We start from the raw sequence: 20,488 nt of genomic DNA, 5'->3' as shown, positions 1-20,488 counted from the left end.
CGCGATGGTGGCGGTATCGTTCGGCACCGCGCTGGTGGTGATCGACGGCGCGATCGCCGCGGTCGCGCTGCCGACGATCGCCCGTTCGCTCCACGTCGACAATTCCGCGGTGGTCGCGGTCGTCACCGTCTACCAGCTCATGCTGGTGATGCTGCTGCTGCCCTTCGCCGGCCTCGCCGAGCGGATCGGCATCAAGCGCGTCTATCAGGGCGGCCAGCTCGTCTTCACCATCGCCACCATCCTCTGCTTCTTCGCCAAGAGCCTGCCGTTCCTGCTGATCGTGCGCGCGGTGCAGGCGATCGGCGCGGCGGGCGCGCTCAGCGTCACCTCGGCGATGGTGCGCGCCATCTATCCGCGTTCGATGCTCGGCCGCGGCCTCGGCCTCAACGCGGTGATCGTGTCGAGCTCGGCCGCGGCGGCGCCGACGGTCGGCGGCCTGATCCTCGGCATTGCGCCCTGGCCCTGGGTGTTCGCGAGCGCCGTGCCCTTCGCCATCGTCTCGCTGCTGCTCGGCCGCGCGCTGCCCGACCTTCCCCGGCGCAGCGAGCCGTTCGACGTGATCGGCGGCATCATGTGCGCCGCCACCTTCGGGCTGGTGATCGGCGGCCTCGAGACCGCCGTCCACGGCGACAGCCCGGTGGTGTCGGGAGCGATCGTCGCAGTCGGACTGATCATCGGCTGGTTTTTCGTCCGGCGCGAGATGCACGACACCAAGCCGATCCTGCCGATCGACCTGCTCGCGCGGCCGGTGATCGCGCTGTCGGCGATAGGCGCCTTCACCGCCTTCCTCGCCAGCCAGACCCTGCTGCTGTCGGTCCCGTTCCGCCTCCAGCACGCCTATGGCTTCGCCCCCTCGGAGGTCGGCGCGATGATCGCGCCCTGGCCGCTCACCACCTTGTTCGTCGCGCCCGCCGCCGGCGCCCTCTCCGACAAGATCCCCGCCGGCCTGCTCGGCGGGGTCGGCATGACGCTGGCGGTGACGGCGCTGCTGCTGCTCGCCAACCTGCCGCCGCATCCGGACTATTTCGACGTCGCCTGGCGGATGTCGCTGTGCGGCGCCGGCTTCGGCATGTTCCTGTCGCCCAACGCCCGACTGGTGGTGGGCTCCGCCCCGCGCGACCGCGCGACGGCTGCGGGCGGTCTGGTCTCGACGATCCGCATGGTCGGCCAGACCTCCGGCGCGACGATGGTCGCGGCGCTGCTGGCAATCGGCGTCGGCGCGGGCGCGGTACCGCCATATACCGCCGCCGCGCTCGCGCTGATCGCGGGCCTGTGCAGCATCGCGCGGCTGCGCCCCTCGATCCGCAATCCCCAATTCGGGGAGTCCGGAGGGACGCAGCCGGCGAGCCAGATCCGCTAGAAGACCGCCTTCGCCTCCCCGCCCATCATCGCCTTGCGCACCAGCGGGATCGGCGGGCCGCCGTAGCTCAGGAACTGGTCGTGGAACGCCTTCCACGCCCCACGTCCGCCGCGCGTTGCGGTCCAATCGTCGCGAAGCTTGCGGATCAGGAGCTTGCCCATCGTGTAGTTGAGGTACGACGGGTCATAGGTCCCCCGCGCCGCCTGCTGCCGGGCGGTGCCCTCGTCCTGGTAGCATTGCTCCTGGAACAGCTTCTGGCTGTCCGCCTGCGTCATCCCGCGCGCGTGGAGCCCGATCGCCGACAGATAGCGGCAGTCGCGCAGCAGCGCGTTGGAGATCTGGCCGATGTGCGTCTCCGGTGTGCCGCGCAGGCCCGCGTCCCACATCATCTCCTCGGCATAATGCGCCCAGCCCTCGGCGAAGGCATAGCCGACATAGGCGCGTCCGAAGACCGACTTCGACCGGTTGCTGTGCAGGAACTGGAGGAAATGTCCCGGCATGATCTCATGCACCGTGGTGAACAAGAGGTCCGCCTCGCCCGGCACGAACGCCGCCTGCACCGCCGGCGACCATGAAGGGTCCGGCGGCGAGATATAGTAGACCGAGGCGACGCCCTTCTCGAACGGCCCCGCGGGATCGATGTAGGCCGAGTTCTGCCGGTTGTAGGGCGGACTCTCGCGCACCAGCGCCTGTTCGGTGCCGGGGATGGTGACGATGTCGTGCTTGATCACGAACTCGCGCAGCTCCGGGATCTGCGCGGTGGCGGCGGCGACCGGGCCGCCCTTGGGCTTGTCCGCGTTCATTTTGGCGATGCACGCGGGAATGGTCGCGCCCGGCGCGAACTCCGCGCAAGCAGCCTTGAGCGCGTCCTGGTTGCGCTTGAGGTCGGCGCGCCCGACCGCTTCCAGCTCATCGAGGCTGACGTCGACGCCCTCCGTGTCCCTGACCATCTTGGCGAACTTTTCGGGCCCGAGCGCGAAATCCTGCGTCGCAGTCTTGCCATTGTCGTCGAACCATTTCGCCAGGTCGCGCATCGCCTGGCTGGCGGCCGCCGCCGCGGTGTCGAACTCCTTCTGGAGCACCGGGTCGTTGACGCCGGCGAACGCCTTCTTGGCATCGCCGCCATAATAGTCGGCGAACCCGCCGAACCCGGCCTTGCCGTAATAGACGAAACTCGCCGGCATCGGCATCCTGAGGTTGGCGCGGATGTTCGCCGCCGCGGCCGGCACGCCTTTCAGGAAGGCGATCATCGCCTTCATCCGCGTCGGCGCATCGGCATAGTCGCGCGCGATATAGACGTTGGGATCGAGCCCGCCGCCCACATAGAAGGCCGGATTGCGATGCGGCTGGTCGGCGTCGGCGAGCCAGAACAGCTTGCCCTTCATCACCTGCACCACATAGTCGCGCTCGAACGCCTGATCGGCGTCGAGGCCCTGGAACGCCTGCGCCTTCTCGATCGTGCGGCGATAGAAGTCGGCCGTCGCTTTCAGCCCAGCCTCGCTCCAGTCGGGCAGCTTGCCGTCGAAATCGTGCCGCCCCTGATAGACCGCAAAGGCGGGATCGAGCCGGAAATGCTCCTCCATCGTCGCGTCGACGAACGCCTTCCAGTCCTTCGCCTGCGGCGCACCGCCGTTCGAGGGCGTGCAGCCCATCAGCGCCGCGGCGGCAACCGCCGCGAACCAGAGTCCCTTCAAATCCTGCCTCCCTGAACAATCGTCCGAGCTCATGCTGGCATTGTGCCGGGAAGAGCACCAGAGCCGTTGCAACGAACGGCAACCCACGCCTATGAGCGGCCACGCATGGCCGCCGCTGCCCCTTCCCCTCCCCATCCCTTCACGATCCCTAATTTCCGCGCCTATTGGCTGTCGCGCTTCGCCGGCACGATCGCCATGACCGCGATGGCGATCGTCATCGGCTGGCAGGTCTACAGCATCGCGCGCGAGACGATGGGCATCAAGGAAGCCGCGTTCATGCTCGGCATGATCGGCGCGGCCCAGTTCGTGCCGCTGTTCCTGCTGACCCCCATCGTCGGCCTGGTCGCCGACACCATCGACCGGCGTTGGATCGTGCGCGGCACCGTGACGCTGATGGTGTGCGTCACCGCGGGGCTGGGCCTCCTCACCTATTTCGACGCGCTCAGCCTGCCGGCGCTGTTCGGCGCGGCGGTGCTGACCGGCATCAACCGCGCCTTCTCCGGCCCCGCCTATTCAGCGCTCGCGCCCAACCTGGTTCCCCGCGAGAGCCTGCCGACGGCGATCGCGGTCAGCTCGATTGCCTGGCAGGTCGGCTCGATCGCCGGCCCCAGCGTCGGCGGGCTGCTGTTCGCGATCCATCCCGACGTCGCCTATGCCACCATCACCGCCCTGATGCTGGTCGCGCTGGCGATGATCTTCCTGATCGGCAAGGTCCCGCAGCCGCCGGTCCAGCCCGACCACCGTCCGCTCGCGCGCATCGCCGAGGGTTTCGCCTATGTCCGCCACAACCGGCTGGTGCTGGCGACGATCACGCTCGACCTGTTCGCGGTGCTGCTCGCCGGCGCGACCGCGCTGCTGCCGGTGTTCGCGCGCGACATCCTCCACGTCGGCTCGCAGGGGCTGGGCCTGCTCGCCGCCGGCATGGGTATCGGCGCGGCGAGCACCGCCGTCTTCTTCTCGATCCGGCCGATGAAGGCGAACGTCGGGCTCAAGATGCTGATCGCGGTCGTCGTGTTCGGCCTGGCGATCCTGACCTTCGGCCTGTCGCGCTGGTTCTGGCTGAGCCTGGGCGCGCTGATCGTTGCCGGCGGTGCCGACATGGTCTCGGTCTACGTCCGCCAGTCGCTGATCCAGCTCCACACGCCGGATGCCATGCGCGGCCGGGTGAGCGCGGTGTCGCAGCTCACCATCTCCGCATCGAACGAGCTGGGCGAGGCCGAGAGCGGTCTGCTCGCCTCGCTGCTGGGGCCGGTCGGCGCGGTTGTGTTCGGCGGCGTCGGCGCGATCGTGGTAACCCTGATTTGGTCGCGCTTGTTTCCCGAGCTCAGGCTTGCGAAGAGCTTCGATCCGCCCGAAATGCTTTCCGTCCCCCCTGACCATGGAGTTGCCCAGCCATGAAGGCCAACACCATCCTCGAGACGATCGGCAATACGCCTCACATCCGCATCCAGCGCCTGTTCCCGGGCGCGGAGGTGTGGATCAAGTCCGAACGCTCCAACCCCGGCGGCTCGATCAAGGACCGCATCGCATTGTCGATGGTCGAGGCGGCCGAGGCGTCGGGCGACCTCAAGCCAGGCGGCACGATCGTCGAGCCGACCAGCGGCAACACCGGCGTCGGCTTGGCGATGGTCGCGGCGGTGAAGGGCTACAAGCTGATCCTGGTGATGCCGGAGAGCATGTCGGTCGAACGCCGCCGCCTGATGCTCGCCTATGGCGCGACCTTCGACCTCACCCCGCGCGAGAAGGGCATGAAGGGCTCGATCGAGCGTGCCATGCAGATCGTCGAGGAAACGCCCGGCGCCTGGATGCCGCAGCAGTTTGAAAACCCTGCGAACGTCGACGTCCATGTCCGTACGACAGCGAAGGAAATCCTCGACGATTTCCGCGACAGCCCGATCGACGTGATCATCACCGGCGTCGGCACCGGCGGCCACATCACCGGTGTGGCCGAGACGCTCAAGAAGGAGTGGCCCAACCTCAAGGTGTTCGCGGTCGAGCCCGAGCTGTCGCCGGTGATCTCGGGCGGCCAGCCCGGCCCGCACCCGATCCAGGGCATCGGCGCCGGCTTCATCCCGCGCAACCTCCACACCCAGGCGATCGACGGCGTGATCAAGGTCGACGCCGCCGTCGCCAAGGACATGGCCCGCCGCGCCGCCAGCGAGGAAGGGATGCTGGTCGGCATCAGCTCGGGCGCGACGCTGGCCGCGATCCTGCAGAAGCTGCCCGACCTGCCGGACGGCGTGCGCGTGCTCGGTTTCAACTACGATACCGGCGAGCGTTACCTGTCGGTTCCGGATTTCCTGCCGGAAAGCTGAAAGCGACTCGCAAAATTCATTGATTCACCATAGGAAACCCCCGGAACCCGAATCGCGATCGTTTCCGGGGGGAACCGTGCGTAACGCGATGATCTGTGCCGGCGCGATGCTGGCGACTGTCCTGGTCTGGCCGATGGCCTTCGGCGGCGGCGCGAATCCCGCTGTCGCCGCGGCACCGGCGGCGCATCATGCCGGCGGCGAGACGATGCTGGTTCCGCCGTCGGCCAAGCCGACTCCGCAGCCGGTCAGCTACGACACCAGGCCGGCCTCCCGCCCAGGCGCGCCGGAAACCTGCTCTCAACGCTACGCCCGCGTCGCCCCCATCTGCACCAGCGAAGGCTGCCGCAACCGCGCGCTCGACGCGCTCGACATCTGCCAAGGCACCGGCTTCTGGCCGGATTAGGGCTTAAGTTTTCGTCCCAATCAGATTGGATCGTGCTCCTGCGAAGGCAGGAGCCCAGGCCGCAGCGGCACATCTATGATCCAGGGCTCCTGCCTTCGCAGGAGCACTGCGCTGCTTCGATCCGGCCGCATCCCCCTCACCACCCACCGTCCTGCTCTTCCGCCAACGAAACGATTGCGCTATGGCCGCGCGTCCCGTTGAACCGGAGGTGCAGCCCAGATGTTGGCGCGCCCATATCAGCTCCACAGAGACAGCGTCCTCATCCACGATCGCATGACGTTATCTGCCACCAATCCCCTGCCGCGCTGGCTGCTCGGCGTGCTGGCGCTGCTTGCGGTCGCGGCGATCGCCGTGCCCGTCTGGCTGGTGACCCACGCCCCGAAACTTCCGCCCGCCGCGGCCAAGGTCGTGCGCCCGCGGCATGTCGTCCCTCAGGCCGAGCTGCCGCCGGTCGAACCGATCGAGTTCCAGAATCTCGCGCCCGAGGATGCCCGCGAGTATAACGCCACCATCCCCTTCTCCACCGCGCCCAATCCGGCTGCGCGGCCGTTCCGCATCTTCGGCGCGCCGGAGGATCAGGCGCGCGCGATCGACTGTCTCGCCGCCGCGGTGATCTATGAAGCGGGCGACGATGCCTCCGGCGAGAAGGCGGTGGCGCAGGTCGTGCTGAACCGCGTCCGCCACCCCGCCTTCCCGCACAGTGTGTGCGGCGTGGTGTTCCAGGGCGCCGAGCGGCGCACCGGCTGCCAGTTCACCTTCACCTGCGACGGCGCGATCCTGCGCACCATACGCCCCGCCGCCTGGGAGCGCGCGCGAGAGATCGCCAGGGCCGCGCTCAACGGCACGGTCGACAGGCGCGTCGGCCACGCGACCCACTATCATACCGACTGGGTGGTGCCGTACTGGAGCGCGAGCCTCGACAAGATCACCGAGGTGCACACCCATCTCTTCTTCCGCTGGACCGGCTGGTGGGGCACGCCGCCGGCCTTTGCCAGCCGCTACACCGGGGCCGAGCCGAACATCCCGCAGCTCGCGCGGCTCTCGACCGCCCATCACCTGCCGGGGGATGACGTCGCCACGCTTGCGGCAGACGCCGCGAACGTGCTGCTGCCGGAGGGTCTCGCCGTGCCCCAGAGCCTGGCGCAGGACGCGAACACCTTCCTCGTCACGCTCGACCCCAAGCTCGGCCCGGAGATGTACCCGGTGCTCGCGCTGAAGGCATGCGGCGACCGGCCCTTCTGCAAGTTCATGGCCTGGACCGACAAGGCCGCCACGCCGGCCGCGCTGCCGATCACGCCGGTGCAGCAGCGGATGATGTCGTTCAGCTACCTCCGCGATCGCGCCTTCAATTTCGAGAAGACGCTGTGGAACTGCGCCGAGTTCAAGAACACCCAGCCGACTCAGTGCATGAAGGCGCAGGTCTCGATGACGATGGTCCCGCCGGCCGCGGCGGCGGCCGCCTCCGGCGCGAACCCGAACTTCGACCTGCGCGGCGTCGGCGGCGGGGTCTCGGGGACCATCGCGCCTCCGCCGGTGGTGCCGACGAGACCCGTCGGCCTCGACCCGCTTGCCGGCATCCGCCGCAAGGCAGCGCCCGCAGCGGTTCCAGCCGCCCCCCGCCCCCAGTCCGACATCGGCGAAACCGGCCCCGAAAGCCGGCGAGGATTAAGCAGTTAAGCCCCTCCCCTTCAGGGGAGGGGTTGGGGTGGTGGCTCGCCCCAAGCGACAAAGCCTGCCGCACTTCCCCACCCCCAACCCCTCCCCTGAAGGGGAGGGGCTTAAGAGATAGCCGTGCGATCTGCTTGAATGTCGCTCAGCCTCAGGCCGCGACGAACAGTTCCGGATCGAGCGCCATAACGCTCTCCGCCCCGCCTTCGATCTTCCGCCTCAGCGCACCCGCATCGGGCATGATCCGCTCGGCGAAGAAGCGAGCGGTGACGAGCTTCGCCTCGAGGAAACCGGCATCGCCTCCACCCGCCGCCAGCCCGGCCGCCGCCGCGCGCGCCATGCGCAGCCACATCAGGCCGGTCGCGACGATGCCCATCAGCTGCATATAGCTATAGGCGCCCGCGCCGACCTGGTTGGGATTCTGCATCCCGTTCGCCATGAACCACATCGTCGCCGCCTGGAGCTCGCCCAGCGCCTTCTCCAGCCGTCCGGCGAAATCGGCGACCTTCTCGTCGCCCTTCGCCGCCGCGCATTCCTCGCCGACCAGCTTGAAGAACGCCTGCACCGCCCGACCGCCGTTCTGCGCGAGCTTGCGGCCGACGAGGTCCATCGCCTGCACGCCGTTGGTGCCCTCGTAGATCATCGAGATGCGGGCATCGCGGACATATTGCTCCATCCCCCATTCGGCGATGTAGCCATGCCCGCCATAGACCTGCTGGCTGTCGGTCGCGATGCGATAGCCGGCGTCGGTGCCGCAACCCTTGATCACCGGCGTCAACAGCCCGATCAGGTCGGCGGCGAGCTGCCGCTCCTCCTCCCCCTGCGCCGCGTGCTCGAGATCGACCTGGAGCGCGCCCCACAGGCACAGCGCACGCAGCCCCTCGTTCCACGCCTTGGCCTCCATCAGCATCCGCCGCACGTCGGGATGGACGAACAGCGGATCGGCCTTCTCCTCCGGGTCCTTGGGCCCGGTCAGCGCGCGGCCCTGGCGGCGGTCCTTGGCGTATTGCACCGCGTTCTGGAACGCGACCTCGCCCACCGCGAGGCCTTGCAGCCCCACGCCGAGCCGCGCCGCGTTCATCATGATGAACATCGCGGCGAGCCCCTTCATCTCCTCGCCGACCAGCCAGCCCTTCGCTCCGTCATAGTTCATCACGCAGGTCGAGTTGGCATGGATACCCATCTTGTGCTCGATCGACCCGCAGGTGACCGCATTGCGCTCACCCAGCGATCCGTCGTCATTGACCAGAAACTTCGGCACCACGAACAGCGAGATGCCCTTGGTGCTGTCCGGCGCCCCCGGCGTCTTGGCGAGGACGAGGTGGATGATGTTCTCGGTCAGGTCATGCTCGCCCGACGAGATGAAGATCTTGGTCCCCGTGATCGCATAGCTCCCGTCCGCCTGCGGCTCGGCGCGGGTGCGGATCAGGCCCAGGTCGGTGCCGCACTGGGGCTCGGTCAGGTTCATCGTCCCGCCCCACTCGCCCGACACCATCTTCGGGACGTATTTCTCCTGCTGCTCGGGCGATCCCTTGGCGAGCAGCGCCGCGATCGCGCCGTGTGTCAGCCCCGGATACATGGCGAAGGCCATGTTCGCGGAGATCATATATTCCTGGAACGCCGTGGCGACGACGTGCGGCATCCCCTGCCCGCCGAACTGCTCGGGCGCGGACAGCGTCGCCCAGCCGCTCTCGACGAACTGGCGATAGGCCTCCTTGAAGCCCTTGGGCGTGGTGACGCTGCCGTCCGGATGGCGGGTGCAGCCCTCCGCATCGCCGGTCTGGTTGAGCGGGAACAGCACCTCGGCGACGAACCTGCCGCCCTCTTCCAGCACCGCCTCGACCACGTCGGGCGACGCGGCGGCGAAACCCGGCAGGTTGGCATAGCGGTCGAGCGCGATCACCTGATCCAGGATGAATCGGGTATCGCGGACGGGCGGCTGATATTGCGGCATGGTCTCTCCTCAGTATTCCTTGAGCAGCGCCACGAAATCCTCCAGCTCGGCGATCGCGGCGTCGATATCCACTTTCTGGCGCTTCAGGAGCGCGATCCGGTCCAGGCAACGCTCGAGCGTCACCTGGCGCTGCACCTTGCGTCCGTCGCCGATGTCGTAGAGATCGATCATCTCGCGGATCTCGGCCAGGCTGAAGCCGACGCGCTTGCCGCGCAGGATCCAGGCGAGCCGGGCGCGGTCGCGGTGCGAATAGATGCGCTGCAACCCGCGCCGCTCGGGCGAGATCAGCCCCTCGTCCTCATAGAAGCGCAGCGCGCGGGCAGTGACGCCGAACTCGGCCGACAGGTCCGAGATCGAGAAGCTCTCCCGATCGGTCCGTGTCTCGATCGGGGCCAAGGCGGGCGAAAGCGACATGGCTCGTTTATGCCTTCCCTTTACGTGAACGTCAACGTGTCGTGCAGGGCAATCGTCCGCGCGCATCGCGCATCGCCGCCGCCTCGGACAATGATTCGCTGAGCCGCGTCACCTCTAGCCCCGCCAGCGACGCGCGCTGCGTGCACAGCGCCGCGCAGGCGTCGGGCAATCGTCCCGGGAAGGTGATGCGGTCGCCGTCGAAGCGCGCGTCGAAGCTGCACTTGCCGTCCCCGAGCCGCACCCGCAGCGTCTCTCCCGAACGGGTGACGCTGCCCGCGGCATTGCAGGTGATCCCCTCGCCATAGTCGACGAACGCGCCGATGCGGTAATCGAGCCCCTTGGGCACGATGCAGACGCGGTCGGTGTCGCGCGCATAGAGGCCGGTCGGCTCGGTATCGCGCGGATCGCGGACGATGCCGCGCGCGATGGCCGCGGTCTCCAGGTCGGGGGCCCCGCTCGTCTCCGCGGCGTCATGCGGCCGCGGCGGGCAGCTCGCGAGCAGCAGCACCGGCAGCAGCGCCGCCCAACGGATCATTCGACGCGAACCAGCCCGCCGCCCTCGATCCGGCGGTAGAAGCAGCTCCTCTCGCCGGTGTGGCAGGCCGGCCCCGCCGGCTCGACGCGCAGCCACACCGCGTCCTGGTCACAGTCGATCCGCGCCTCGACGACACGCAGCACATGGCCGGACGTCTCGCCCTTCTTCCACAGCCTGCCGCGGCTGCGCGACCAGAAATGCGCCTCGCCGGTCGCGACCGTCTTCTCCAGCGCCTCGGCGTTCATGTGCGCGACCATCAGCACCTCGCCGGTGGCGGCGTCGGTGGCGACGGCGGTCACCAGTCCGGCGGCGTCGTACTTGGGGTCGAGAGAGAGGCCGGTTTCGCGAGGGTCAGTCATGACGGCGATGTAGCGCGTTTCGGGGAAGCGGGAATAGCGGAAGTGCCAAGCCATGGACCTCAACCCTGCCCGCCTATATCAAGCCCTTCATGACGAAGCGGCAAGCTGCAGAGGACACCGCAGACGCCGCCGTCCGTATCATCTCCTGGCGGCTGCTCCCGCTCCTCGGCCTCGTCTACCTGATCGCCTATATCGATCGCCAGAACGTCTCGTTCGCGAAGCTCCAGATGGCGCAGGATCTGGGCCTCAGCGAAGCGGCGTTCGGACTTGGCGCCTCACTGTTCTTCATCGGCTATTTCCTGTTCGAGGTACCGAGCAACCTCATACTCGCCCGGGTCGGCGCAGGGGCATGGTTCGCCCGCATCATGGCGAGTTGGGGCGCCGTCACGGTTCTCCTCGCCTTCACGTCCAGCGGCTGGGTCTTCTACCTGCTGCGCTTTCTGCTCGGAGCAGCCGAGGCCGGGCTGTTTCCCGGCGTGCTCTATGCCCTCACGCTCTGGTTTCCCGCTCGCTATCGCGGGCGAGCGATCGGCATGTTCATGATCGCCAGCGCGGTCGCCAACGCGGTGGGGGCGGCACTCGGAGGAGTCCTTCTCGATCTCGACGGCGTCGCGGGCCTGCGGGGATGGCAATGGGTCTTCATCGTGACCGGCCTGCCGGCGATCGCCTTGGCCCCGGCCGTCTATTTGATCCTGCCCAGCCACCCCGAACGGGCACGGTGGCTGAGCGGACGACACAAGGCCTGGCTGGCCGCGGAACTGGCGGCGGAACACGCCAAGGTGCCGACCGGCAAGCACGCCCATGGACTTGCCTCGCTCGCCGACCGCCGCGTGGCGATGCTCTGCATCACCTTCTTCGGCCTTCCGCTCGCGGCCTATGGGCTGAGCTACTGGTTGCCGACGATCGTCCGCGATTTCGGGGTCTCCAATACGGCGAACGGCCTTCTCAACGCGCTGCTGTGGATCGTGGTCGGCGCAGCGCTCTGGCTGGTTCCCCGACATGCCGCCCGGCACTCGGATCAGCGCTGGCACATCATCGTGCCGCCGCTGATCGGCGCGCTCGCGCTCGTCCTGTGCGTCCTGCTCCCCGGCTTCGTACTCAAGTTCGCAATGCTCTGCGTCGCCGCGGCGGCGATCTTCGCCGGCCAGCCGATCTTCTGGACCCTCCCGCCACGCTTCCTCACGGGAGCCGGGGCAGCCGCAGGTTTCGCCGCGATCAACTCGGTCGGAAATCTGGGCGGTTTCGCCGCACAGGCATTGGTTCCGGCCATTGCGACCGCAAGCGATAGCAAGCTGGTACCGATGCTGTTCCTAGCCGGCGCATTGGTGGCGGTCGCGGGCGGCGTGATGTTCGTCGAGCGACGACTGCCCGCCGCGCATGGCGATCCATCATGAGAATGCGGCTACGCCGTCGACAAGCGATTCGCTGCTGCCGGGAGGCGACGATCCGCTCGCCCGCGTCCCGCCTTCGTCCGCCGGTCAGTGGTTGCGGATCGCGTCGATCAGCTCCTTCTTGTCCATCTTCGACCGGCCTTCGATGCCGATCTCCTTGGCCTCGTCGTAGAGGTCCTCCTTGCTGCGGTCCTCGAGGTGGGTCGACCGGTGGTCGAGCGAATGGCCGGCCTTCGCATTGGCGATGCGCGCCGCCTTCTCCTTCGATTCGCCCTCGCTGCGCAGCTTCTCGTAAAGCTTGTCGTCCTTGATCTGCGATCCGTGGTCCTTGCCTGGCATGTCCGATCTCCTTCGATGCCCAGCAAAAACGCCCGTGCGCCGGCCCTGGTTCAGCAAATGATGACAAACAGGCGACAAACCGCAACGGCCACCCTATATGGCGTTCCGAACACAGCCCGCGCGGGAAATGATGCTCACCACGCACCCATTCGATGACGACCACCTCCGTGAGGAGTGTGGGATTTTTGGCGTTTCCGGAGCCGACGGCGCAGCCGCGCTGGTCGCGCTCGGCCTCCATGCGCTCCAGCACCGCGGCCAGGAGGCCGCCGGCATCACCAGCTTTGACGGTCACGGCTTCCATACCCATCGCGCGATGGGGCATGTCGCCGGCAACTTCGACCGTGACGAGGTGATGCGGGCGCTGCCGGGCGGCGTCGCCTGCGGCCATGTCCGCTACTCGACCACCGGCGAAACGGCGCTAAGGAACGTCCAGCCGCTCTATGCCGAGCTCCAGAGCGGCGGCTTCGCGGTGGCGCACAACGGCAACATCTCCAACGCGATGCGCCTGAGGCGCGATCTCGTCCGCAGCGGATCGATCTTCCAGTCGACCTCGGATACCGAGGTGATCATCCACCTCGTCGCCACCTCCAGCTACCGCACGCTGATCGACCGGTTCATCGACGCGCTGAAGCAGCTCGAGGGCGCCTATTCGCTGATCTGCATGACCGCCGAGGGCATGATCGCCTGCCGCGATCCGCTCGGCATCCGCCCGCTGGTGATGGGCAAGCTCGGCGACACCGTGATCTTCGCGTCGGAGACGGTCGCGCTCGACGTGGTCGGCGCCGAGTTCGTCCGCGCCGTGGAGCCGGGCGAGCTGGTGATCGTCAAGGGCAGCGAGATCGCCTCGCATCGTCCCTTCGCCCCGCTCGCGGCGCGGCCGTGCATCTTCGAATGGGTCTATTTCTCGCGGCCCGATTCGATCGCCGAGGACCGTTCGGTCTACGACGTGCGCAAGGCGATCGGCGCGCAGCTCGCGATCGAGAATCCGGTCGATGCCGACCTCGTCATCCCGGTGCCCGATTCGGGCGTGCCCGCGGCGATCGGCTATGCCCAGCAGTCGGGCATCCCTTTCGAGCTCGGCATCATCCGCTCGCACTATGTCGGCCGCACGTTCATCCAGCCGGGCGACCAGATCCGCCACCTCGGCGTCAAGCTCAAGCACAATGCCAACCGCGCGCTGATCCAGGGCAAGCGCATCGTCCTCATCGACGATTCGATCGTGCGGGGCACGACCAGCCTCAAGATCGTGCAGATGATGCGCGATGCCGGCGCCGCCGAGGTGCACATGCGCATCGCCTCGCCGCCGACCCGGCACAGCTGCTTCTACGGGGTCGACACGCCGGAACGCTCGAAGCTGCTCGCCGCGACCCACGATCTCGAGGCGATGCGGACCTACATCCACGCCGACAGCCTCGCCTTCGTCAGCATCGACGGGCTCTACAAGGCGCTGGGGCAAGACGGCCGGCCGCGGGTCCATCCCGGCTATTGCGACGCCTGCTTCACGGGCGACTATCCCACCACCCTCACCGACCAAGACGAAAGCGCCCCGATCGACCAGTTCGCGCTGCTCGAGGAGCGGGTGGGCTAGTCCCACTATCACGCCATGACCAACACACCGCTTCAGGAGCGCGTCGCGCTCGTCACTGGCGCGAGCCGCGGCATCGGCGCCGCCACCGCGATCGCGCTCGCCCGGGCCGGCGCCCATGTCATCCTCACCGCCCGCACCGCCGGCGGGCTGGAGGAAGTCGAGGAGGCGATCGACGCCGCAGGCGGCACCGCCACCATCGCGCCGCTCGACCTCACCGAAAGCGACGGCATCCCCCGCCTCGCCGCCGCGATCCGCGAGCGCTGGCCGGCGCTCAACATCCTCGTGCTGAATGCGGCGGCGCTGGGGACGCTGGGCCCCGTCCCCGCCTTCGATCCCAAGGAATTCGCCAAGGTGATGACGCTCAACGTCAGCGCCCAGGCGGCGCTGCTCGGCGCGTTCGACCCGCTGCTCAAGGCGTCGAAGCAGGGCCGCGTGATCGGCCTCACCTCCACCGTCGGCCGCGAGCCGCGCGCCTATTGGGGCCTGTACGGCGCCTCCAAGGCCGCGTTCGAAAACCTGCTGCTGAGCTACGGCGAGGAGGTCCGCCACCTCTCGTCGACCCGTGTCGCACTGGTCAATCCCGGCGCCACCCGCACCAAGATGCGCGCCCGCGCCTATCCCGGCGAGGACCCGGCGAGCGTGAAGGAGCCCGAGGTGGTGGCGAACCGGATCGTCGCCCTGCTGGTCGCGGACTTCGAGACCGGCGCGTTCATTCGAGTCGACTAACCCCTTCCGTTCGTTCCGAGCGAAGTCGAGGGACAATGTGTCTCGACTTCGCTCGACACGAACGGAGGCTTACCGGCTGGCCACCGCGATCAGCCTGGCCTGGAACGCCGCCCGCGCCGCCGACAGATCCTTGCCGGTCGCCTGCGGCCAGGCGGAAAGCTGGACGATCACCAGCTTCTTCGCCGGATCGATCGTGATCGACTGCCCGAAGATGCCGACCGCCCCGAACCGCCCCTCGGGATAGGTCCACCATTGATATCCATAGCCATAGCCAGGGCCGCGCCCGATGTCGGCATGGCTGGCAGTCGCGTCGGCGAACCAGGCGGGAGGCACCGCCCCGTGCCCGCCCTCCAGCACGAACTGCCCCATCCGCGCATAGTCGCGCAGCGACACCGACAGGCAGCAGCCGCTCACCTCGTGCCCGCTCTGGTCGACCATCCAGAAGGCGTCGCGCTCCATCCCGTAGCGCCGCCACACCTTCTCCGAGAGATAGGCGGCGAGCGGCTTGCCCACGGCGCGGGCGACGACCACGCCGATCAGGTTGGTCTCTCCGGTCTTGTAGATCCATTTCGTCCCCGGCGGATCGGCGCGCGGCAGCGTGCGCATATAGGCGACGGTCGGATCGGTGCCCGCCGGCACGTCGAGCGTGAACATGCGGGCGACGTCGGACTTGGGGTCGGTGTAATCCTCGTTCCAGCGCACGCCGGAGGTCATCGTCAGCAGCTGCTTGACCGTGACCCCATCATAGCCGCTGCCGGCAAGTTCGGGGACATAGCGGGTCACCGGATCGTCGAGCGACCTGATCTTGCCGTCCTTGAGCGCCGCACCGACCAGGGTCGAGGTGAAGGACTTGGCGACCGAGAAACTGGTCCAGCGCCCCTCGGGCGTGAGCCCACGGGCATAGCGCTCCAGGCGCACCTTGCCGTCCTGGAGCACGATCAGACCGGCGACGTTCTGCGCGGCGATATAGGCGTCGACCTCGGCGGCCGGGATCGCCAGCGGCGTGCCGGCGGGGAGCGGATGGACCTTGCGCCCGGCTTTCACGACATGGCCGGGGAACAGCTTCTCCATCGCCGGGAAATTGGCGTCGCGCTCGGCCTGGCTCCAGAACAGCACCGCGGCGCCGACCTTGCGCAGGCCGGCGGCATTGCCCGCGGTGACGGCGGGGCCGGCGCTCTCGACCTGCGCCGCCTGCGTGGTCGCGCAGCCGGCCAACGCCAGCAGCGCTGCGGCAATTATCCGGCGCATCATCCCCCCTCCTTCACCAATGTCACCTGCGCGACGTCGATCCCGCCCCCCCGGAAGCCGCCTTCGCAATACATGAGGTAATAGCGCCACAGGTCGAGGAAGCGGTCGTCGAACTCGGCCGGCAGCCGCCCCTCCGCCGCCGCGCGGTCGAACCGCTCGCGCCACAGCCGCAGCGTCTCGGCATAGCTCAGACCGAAACCCTGGCGGTCGCGCCACGCCAAGCCGACGCTCTCGGCGATGCCGCGGAACTCGGGCTCGCAGATCAGCAGGCCGCCGGGGAAGATATAGGTCTGGATGAAATCGACGTTGCGGGCGTAGTTCTCGAAGATCGCCTCATCCATCGAGATGAGCTGGATCGCGGCGCGCCCACCCGGCTTCAGCGCACGGGCGATGGCGGCGAGATAGTCACGCCAATATTCGCGCCCGACCGCCTCGACCATCTCGATGCTGGCCACCGCGTCATAGGTGCCGGCGACGTCGCGATAGTCGGTGAGGGTGAAGCGGGTGTCCGGGAAGCCCGCCAGCCGCGCCTCGGCATAGTCGCGCTGCTCGGTCGAGAGGGTGATGCCGTGCACCTTGACACCATGCCGCGCCGCAAGCTCGGCGAAGGAACCCCAGCCCGAGCCGATCTCGAGGATCGTATCGCCGGGCCTGGTGCCCGTGCGGGCAAAGACCGACTCCAGCTTCGCCGCCTGCGCCTCTTCCAACGTCATGCCGGGGGAGGTGAACAGCGCGCTCGAATAGGTCATGCTCGCGTCGAGCCAGGGCGTATAGAAGTCGTTTCCCAGGTCGTAGTGGTAGGCGATATTGCGGCGCGATCCGGCGCGGTCGTTGCGGCGGAGGCGGTGGGCCATCCGGCGGAGCCATTTGCTCCAGCCCGACGCGCGCCCCGCCTCCCCCAGCGTGTGCCGGTTGAGCATGAACAGCGTGAACAGCGGCACCGGATCGGGGCTCGACCATTCGGCGGCAGCCCAGGCCTCGTACCAGCCTGCCGAGCCGCCGGTGGCGAGGCGCGACAAGGCGTTCCAGCTGGCGATCGCAACCACAGCCACCGGCCCCGCGCCGCGTCCGCCGAGCAGGCGGCGGCTGCCGTCGGGCAGGGTCGCCTCGATCGCGCCCTGCGTCAGGCCGGCGTCGATGCGGTCGAGCAGCTTGTGGAACAGCGGCGTGAACGGCGCGAGCCATCCGCCGCCGGCGCCGCCCACGGCCGTCCGGCGTGGTCCGCCGGGCCGTCGGCCCCTGTTCCGCACCGGCGCGTCCATCATGCCTTCAATGCACGTCGGCGGCCGTTACGCAAGCGTTCTCAGAGCGGATGCGGTTCCTTCTCGACCATCCATGTCTGGCCTTGCGAGAGCAGCTTCTGGAGATCGGCGGTCTTGCCTTCGCTGGCCTGGCGGTTCTGGGCGACCACCGCGCTCTCGAAGGTCGGCGCGGGATCGTCGTAGAGCACGCCGAGCGCCATCGGGAACGGCCCGAACGGCATCTCGACCAGCAGATGCGCGATCATGCGGCTGGTCTGGTCGTGGACCAGCACCTCCGACACGTCGCCATCCACCACGTCGACCACCTTGAGCGCCAGCCGCTCGCGGTCGAGCGCCAGCCCCTTGGTGCCGCCGGCGAACAGCAAAGGCTTGCCGTGTTCGACCCACAGCTGGCTGCCGGCCGCATTGGCCTTCTCGGTGAAGGGCGCGAAGACGTCGTCGTTGTAGACGATGCAGTTCTGGAAGATCTCGACGAACGCCGCGCCCTTGTGGGCATGGGCGGCCTTCAGCACCGCCGGCAGGTTCTTGTGGACGTCGATGCCGCGCGCGATGAACCGCGCACCCGATCCGAGCGCGAAGGCGCAGGGGCTCGCCGGACGGTCGACCGAGCCGAACGGGGTCGAGGGGCTGCGGGTGCCGACCCGCGACGTCGGCGAATATTGACCCTTGGTCAGACCGTAGATCTCGTTGTTGAACAGCAGCAGCTGGCAGTCGAGGTTGCGGCGCAGCAGGTGCATCGTGTGGTTGCCGCCGATCGATAGCGCGTCGCCATCGCCGGTGATGATCCACACGTCGAGGTCCGGGTTCGCCAGCTTCACTCCCGTCGCCACGGCGCAGGCGCGGCCGTGGATGGTGTGGAAGCCGTAAGTCTCCATGTAATAGGGAAAGCGGCTGGAGCAGCCGATGCCGGAGACGAACACGGTGTTCTCGGGCTTCACGCCCAGCTCCGGCATGGTGCGCTGGACCGCCTTCAGGATCGCATAGTCGCCACAGCCGGGGCACCAGCGGACCTCCTGGTCGCTCTCCCAGTCCTTGGGGGAGCTCTTCGCGATCGGGGTCATGTCGTTCATCGGACTTGCTTTCCTGTTGCGCGCCAATGGACGCGCGCATCGGTCAAGGACATCTGGTTCGCACCCGACATCCGCGGATGTTCGATCTGCGAAGGGTCATTTTCCCAACCGCAGACATCGCAGATGGCGTAGTCGCCGTCCTCCAACGCGGTCTTTCCGCAAACCGGGCAGCTGATTTCAGCCAAGAGCAGCATCGATCGCGGCCTCGATCTCGGCGATGCGGAAGGGCTGGCCGGAGACCTTGTTGAGCGGACGGGCATCGACGAGATACTGGTCGCGGAGCACGGTCTTGAGCTGGCCGGTGTTCATTTCCGGCACCAGGACCTTCTCGTAACCCTTCAGCAGATCGCCGAGATTCTTCGGCATCGGCCAGATGTGGCGCAGATGGACGTGGCTGACGTCGAGCCCCTTCTTCCGCGCCCGCCGCACCGCCTGGTGGATCGGGCCGAAGGTCGAGCCCCAGCCGACCACGGCAAGCTTGCCGCCCGCCTCGCCGAGCGTCACCTCCTGGTCGGGCACGCGGATGCCGGCGACCTTGTCGCGGCGGAGCTCGGTCATCTGCTGATGGTTGGCGGGCGAGTAATCGATGTTGCCGGTGCCCGCCTTCTTCTCGATGCCGCCGATGCGGTGGAGCAGACCCGGCGTGCCGGGCTTGACCCACGGCCGCGCGAGCTTGTCGTCGCGGGCGTAGGGCTGGAAGCCTTCCGCCGGCGCCTCTTCCAAGAAGGTTACCGGAAATGCCTCGAACGCGCTGATATCGGGGACTTTCCACGGCTCGGCGGCATTGGCGATATAGCCGTCGGTGAGCAGCATCACCGGCGTCATATACTGCGTCGCGATGCGGCACGCCTCGATCGCGCACTCGAAGGCGTCGGCGGGCGAGCGCGCCGCGATCACCGGCATCGGCGCGTCGCCGTTGCGGCCATAGACCGCCTGGTAGAGGTCCGACTGCTCGGTCTTGGTCGGCAGGCCGGTCGAAGGGCCGCCGCGCTGCGAGTTGACGATCACCAGCGGCAGCTCGGTCATGATCGCGAGGCCGATCGCCTCGCCTTTGAGCGCGATGCCCGGCCCCGAGGAGGAGGTGACGCCAAGCTGGCCGGCATAGGACGCGCCTAGCGACGCGGCGACCGCGGCGATCTCGTCCTCGGCCTGGAAGGTGGTGACGCCATATTCCTTGAGGCGCGACAGGTGATGCAGGATCGCCGAGGCCGGGGTGATCGGATAGCCGCCGAAGAACATCGGCAGTCCCGCGAGCTGCGTCCCCGCCACCAGGCCGAGCGAGATCGCCTCGGCGCCGGTCACGGTGCGGTAGAGGCCGGGCTCGGCCGGTGCCGCCGGGACGTGGAGCTGGCCCATCTGCCCGCCGAGCTCGGCGGTCTCGCCATAGGCGTGGCCGGCGTTGAGCGCGGCGATGTTCGCCTCGGCGAGCTCCGGCGCCTTGGCGAACTTGGCCTTGAGCCAATCGACGATCGGCTGACGGTCGCGGTCGAACATCCACAGCGCCAGGCCGAGCGTCCACATGTTCTTGCAGCGCAGCGCCTCCTTGTTGCCGAGGCCGAACGGCTTCACGGCGTCGAGGGTGAGCTGCGAGATGTTGAGCTTCAGCAGCTGCCACTTGGCGAGGCTGTCGTCCTCGAGCGGATTGGCGTCGTACTTGGCCTTGGCGAGGTTGCGCTCGTTGAACTCGCCCTCGTCCGCGATGATCAGCCCGCCGGGCTTGAGGTCGTTGACGTTCACGTGCAGCGCCGCCGGGTTCATCGCCACCAGCACGTCGGGGGCGTCGCCCGCGGTCTCGATCGAGGCCGAGCCGAAGTTGATCTGGAATGCCGACACGCCGAACAGCGTGCCCTGCGGCGCGCGAATCTCGGCGGGGAAATCCGGGAAGGTGGCAAGATCGTTGCCGGCGAGCGCGGTCGACAGGGTGAACTGCCCGCCGGTGAGCTGCATCCCGTCACCGCTGTCGCCGGCGAAACGGACGACGATCGCCTCGGGCGGCGGGTTCGCCGACGCCTCCTCGGGCGTCAGCAGATGGGCGGCTGTGGCCATGTAAACGAATGTCCTGCGGTAACTGCCTTGCGCGGGCCTTCTATGCTCCTGCGTTCCGACCATCCAAGGTAGAATGATGGGTAGCGGTTGCAACCAGTTCTTTTGGCTGGGGGAAG

19 protein-coding genes are annotated in these 20,488 nt (G+C 68.1%); 8 read left to right on the top strand and 11 right to left on the bottom strand.

The window, feature by feature from the left end:
• The first annotated feature begins 4 nt into the window (after window positions 1–4).
• On the top strand, window positions 5–1,360 hold the full coding sequence (locus tag LZK98_RS10185; protein WP_233786551.1) for an MFS transporter: 1,356 nt from the start codon (window positions 5–7) through the stop codon (window positions 1,358–1,360).
• Here the strand turns inward: LZK98_RS10185 and LZK98_RS10180 are convergent.
• Window positions 1,357–3,087 (bottom strand): DUF885 domain-containing protein, encoded by a 1,731-nt coding sequence (locus LZK98_RS10180; RefSeq protein ID WP_406694148.1) that lies wholly within the window; start codon window positions 3,085–3,087, stop codon window positions 1,357–1,359. The genes LZK98_RS10185 and LZK98_RS10180 overlap by 4 nt on opposite strands.
• A 72-nt stretch (window positions 3,088–3,159) precedes the next feature.
• On the opposite strand from LZK98_RS10180, the gene LZK98_RS10175 reads away from it, so the two are divergent.
• The 4 genes from LZK98_RS10175 to LZK98_RS10160 all read left to right on the top strand — a co-directional run bounded on the left by LZK98_RS10175 (window position 3,160) and on the right by LZK98_RS10160 (window position 7,449).
• Window positions 3,160–4,452: an MFS transporter gene (locus LZK98_RS10175; protein ID WP_233786440.1), complete on the top strand. Its 1,293-nt coding sequence runs from the start codon at window positions 3,160–3,162 to the stop codon at window positions 4,450–4,452.
• Window positions 4,449–5,369, top strand: a complete 921-nt coding sequence (cysK, locus tag LZK98_RS10170; RefSeq protein WP_233786439.1) for a cysteine synthase A — start codon at window positions 4,449–4,451, stop codon at window positions 5,367–5,369. The genes LZK98_RS10175 and cysK overlap by 4 nt, the downstream gene beginning before the upstream one ends.
• A gap of 76 nt (window positions 5,370–5,445) precedes the next feature.
• Entirely contained in the window at window positions 5,446–5,772 is a 327-nt protein-coding gene (locus tag LZK98_RS10165; protein WP_233786438.1) for a hypothetical protein, read from the top strand.
• A 273-nt stretch (window positions 5,773–6,045) separates the two neighbouring features.
• Entirely contained in the window at window positions 6,046–7,449 is a 1,404-nt protein-coding gene (locus LZK98_RS10160) for a cell wall hydrolase (RefSeq protein ID WP_233786437.1), read from the top strand.
• 142 nt (window positions 7,450–7,591) lie between these two features.
• On the opposite strand, the gene LZK98_RS10155 is transcribed toward LZK98_RS10160, so the two are convergent.
• The 4 genes from LZK98_RS10155 to hisI are packed head-to-tail and all read right to left on the bottom strand — an operon-like array spanning window position 7,592 to window position 10,702.
• Window positions 7,592–9,394, bottom strand: a complete 1,803-nt coding sequence (locus LZK98_RS10155) for an acyl-CoA dehydrogenase C-terminal domain-containing protein (protein ID WP_233786435.1) — start codon at window positions 9,392–9,394, stop codon at window positions 7,592–7,594.
• Between the two features lie 9 nt (window positions 9,395–9,403).
• On the bottom strand, window positions 9,404–9,808 hold the full coding sequence (locus tag LZK98_RS10150; protein ID WP_233786433.1) for a MerR family transcriptional regulator: 405 nt from the start codon (window positions 9,806–9,808) through the stop codon (window positions 9,404–9,406).
• Between the two features lie 31 nt (window positions 9,809–9,839).
• Window positions 9,840–10,343 carry a hypothetical protein gene (locus LZK98_RS10145; RefSeq protein ID WP_233786431.1) on the bottom strand — a complete coding sequence of 168 codons (504 nt, stop codon included), beginning with the start codon at window positions 10,341–10,343 and terminating at the stop codon, window positions 9,840–9,842.
• Window positions 10,340–10,702 (bottom strand): phosphoribosyl-AMP cyclohydrolase, encoded by a 363-nt coding sequence (gene hisI, locus LZK98_RS10140; protein WP_233786429.1) that lies wholly within the window; start codon window positions 10,700–10,702, stop codon window positions 10,340–10,342. Before hisI ends, LZK98_RS10145 begins: the two co-directional genes overlap by 4 nt.
• Window positions 10,703–10,791: 89 nt before the next feature.
• Here hisI and LZK98_RS10135 point away from each other — a divergent pair, with 89 nt between their 5' ends.
• Window positions 10,792–12,096, top strand: coding sequence for an MFS transporter (locus tag LZK98_RS10135; protein ID WP_233786428.1), 1,305 nt, complete (start codon window positions 10,792–10,794; stop codon window positions 12,094–12,096).
• An 84-nt stretch (window positions 12,097–12,180) separates the two neighbouring features.
• On the opposite strand, the gene LZK98_RS10130 is transcribed toward LZK98_RS10135, so the two are convergent.
• Entirely contained in the window at window positions 12,181–12,432 is a 252-nt protein-coding gene (locus LZK98_RS10130; protein WP_233786427.1) for a DUF7218 family protein, read from the bottom strand.
• Between the two features lie 130 nt (window positions 12,433–12,562).
• On the opposite strand from LZK98_RS10130, the gene purF reads away from it, so the two are divergent.
• Both purF and LZK98_RS10120 read left to right on the top strand, forming a co-directional pair.
• The gene (purF, locus tag LZK98_RS10125; RefSeq protein ID WP_233786426.1) at window positions 12,563–14,020 is read left to right on the top strand and encodes an amidophosphoribosyltransferase; all 1,458 of its coding nucleotides are present in this window, start codon (window positions 12,563–12,565) and stop codon (window positions 14,018–14,020) included.
• A 15-nt stretch (window positions 14,021–14,035) separates the two neighbouring features.
• Window positions 14,036–14,746 (top strand): SDR family NAD(P)-dependent oxidoreductase, encoded by a 711-nt coding sequence (locus LZK98_RS10120; protein ID WP_233786425.1) that lies wholly within the window; start codon window positions 14,036–14,038, stop codon window positions 14,744–14,746.
• A 69-nt stretch (window positions 14,747–14,815) separates the two neighbouring features.
• Here LZK98_RS10120 and LZK98_RS10115 read toward each other — a convergent pair whose 3' ends face one another.
• From LZK98_RS10115 to LZK98_RS10100, 5 genes are read right to left on the bottom strand one after another with little or no spacing between them, the layout of a single operon-like run.
• Entirely contained in the window at window positions 14,816–15,994 is a 1,179-nt protein-coding gene (locus LZK98_RS10115; protein WP_233786424.1) for a serine hydrolase domain-containing protein, read from the bottom strand.
• On the bottom strand, window positions 15,994–17,256 hold the full coding sequence (locus LZK98_RS10110) for an SAM-dependent methyltransferase (RefSeq protein ID WP_233786422.1): 1,263 nt from the start codon (window positions 17,254–17,256) through the stop codon (window positions 15,994–15,996). Before LZK98_RS10110 ends, LZK98_RS10115 begins: the two co-directional genes overlap by 1 nt.
• A 41-nt stretch (window positions 17,257–17,297) precedes the next feature.
• Window positions 17,298–18,326 carry a 2-oxoacid:ferredoxin oxidoreductase subunit beta gene (locus LZK98_RS10105; RefSeq protein WP_233786420.1) on the bottom strand — a complete coding sequence of 343 codons (1,029 nt, stop codon included), beginning with the start codon at window positions 18,324–18,326 and terminating at the stop codon, window positions 17,298–17,300.
• Window positions 18,323–18,520: a CPCC family cysteine-rich protein gene (locus tag LZK98_RS20700; protein ID WP_406694141.1), complete on the bottom strand. Its 198-nt coding sequence runs from the start codon at window positions 18,518–18,520 to the stop codon at window positions 18,323–18,325. Before LZK98_RS20700 ends, LZK98_RS10105 begins: the two co-directional genes overlap by 4 nt.
• On the bottom strand, window positions 18,504–20,372 hold the full coding sequence (locus tag LZK98_RS10100) for a 2-oxoacid:acceptor oxidoreductase subunit alpha (RefSeq protein ID WP_233786418.1): 1,869 nt from the start codon (window positions 20,370–20,372) through the stop codon (window positions 18,504–18,506). The genes LZK98_RS20700 and LZK98_RS10100 overlap by 17 nt, the downstream gene beginning before the upstream one ends.
• Between the last annotated feature and the right edge of the window lie 116 nt (window positions 20,373–20,488).

Source organism: Sphingomonas cannabina, from assembly GCF_021391395.1.
In the GTDB taxonomy this organism is placed as follows: Bacteria; Pseudomonadota; Alphaproteobacteria; order Sphingomonadales; family Sphingomonadaceae; genus Sphingomonas; species Sphingomonas cannabina.
Note: the sequence above shows the minus strand (reverse complement) of the source record. Positions and strands in the feature narration are given on the sequence as shown.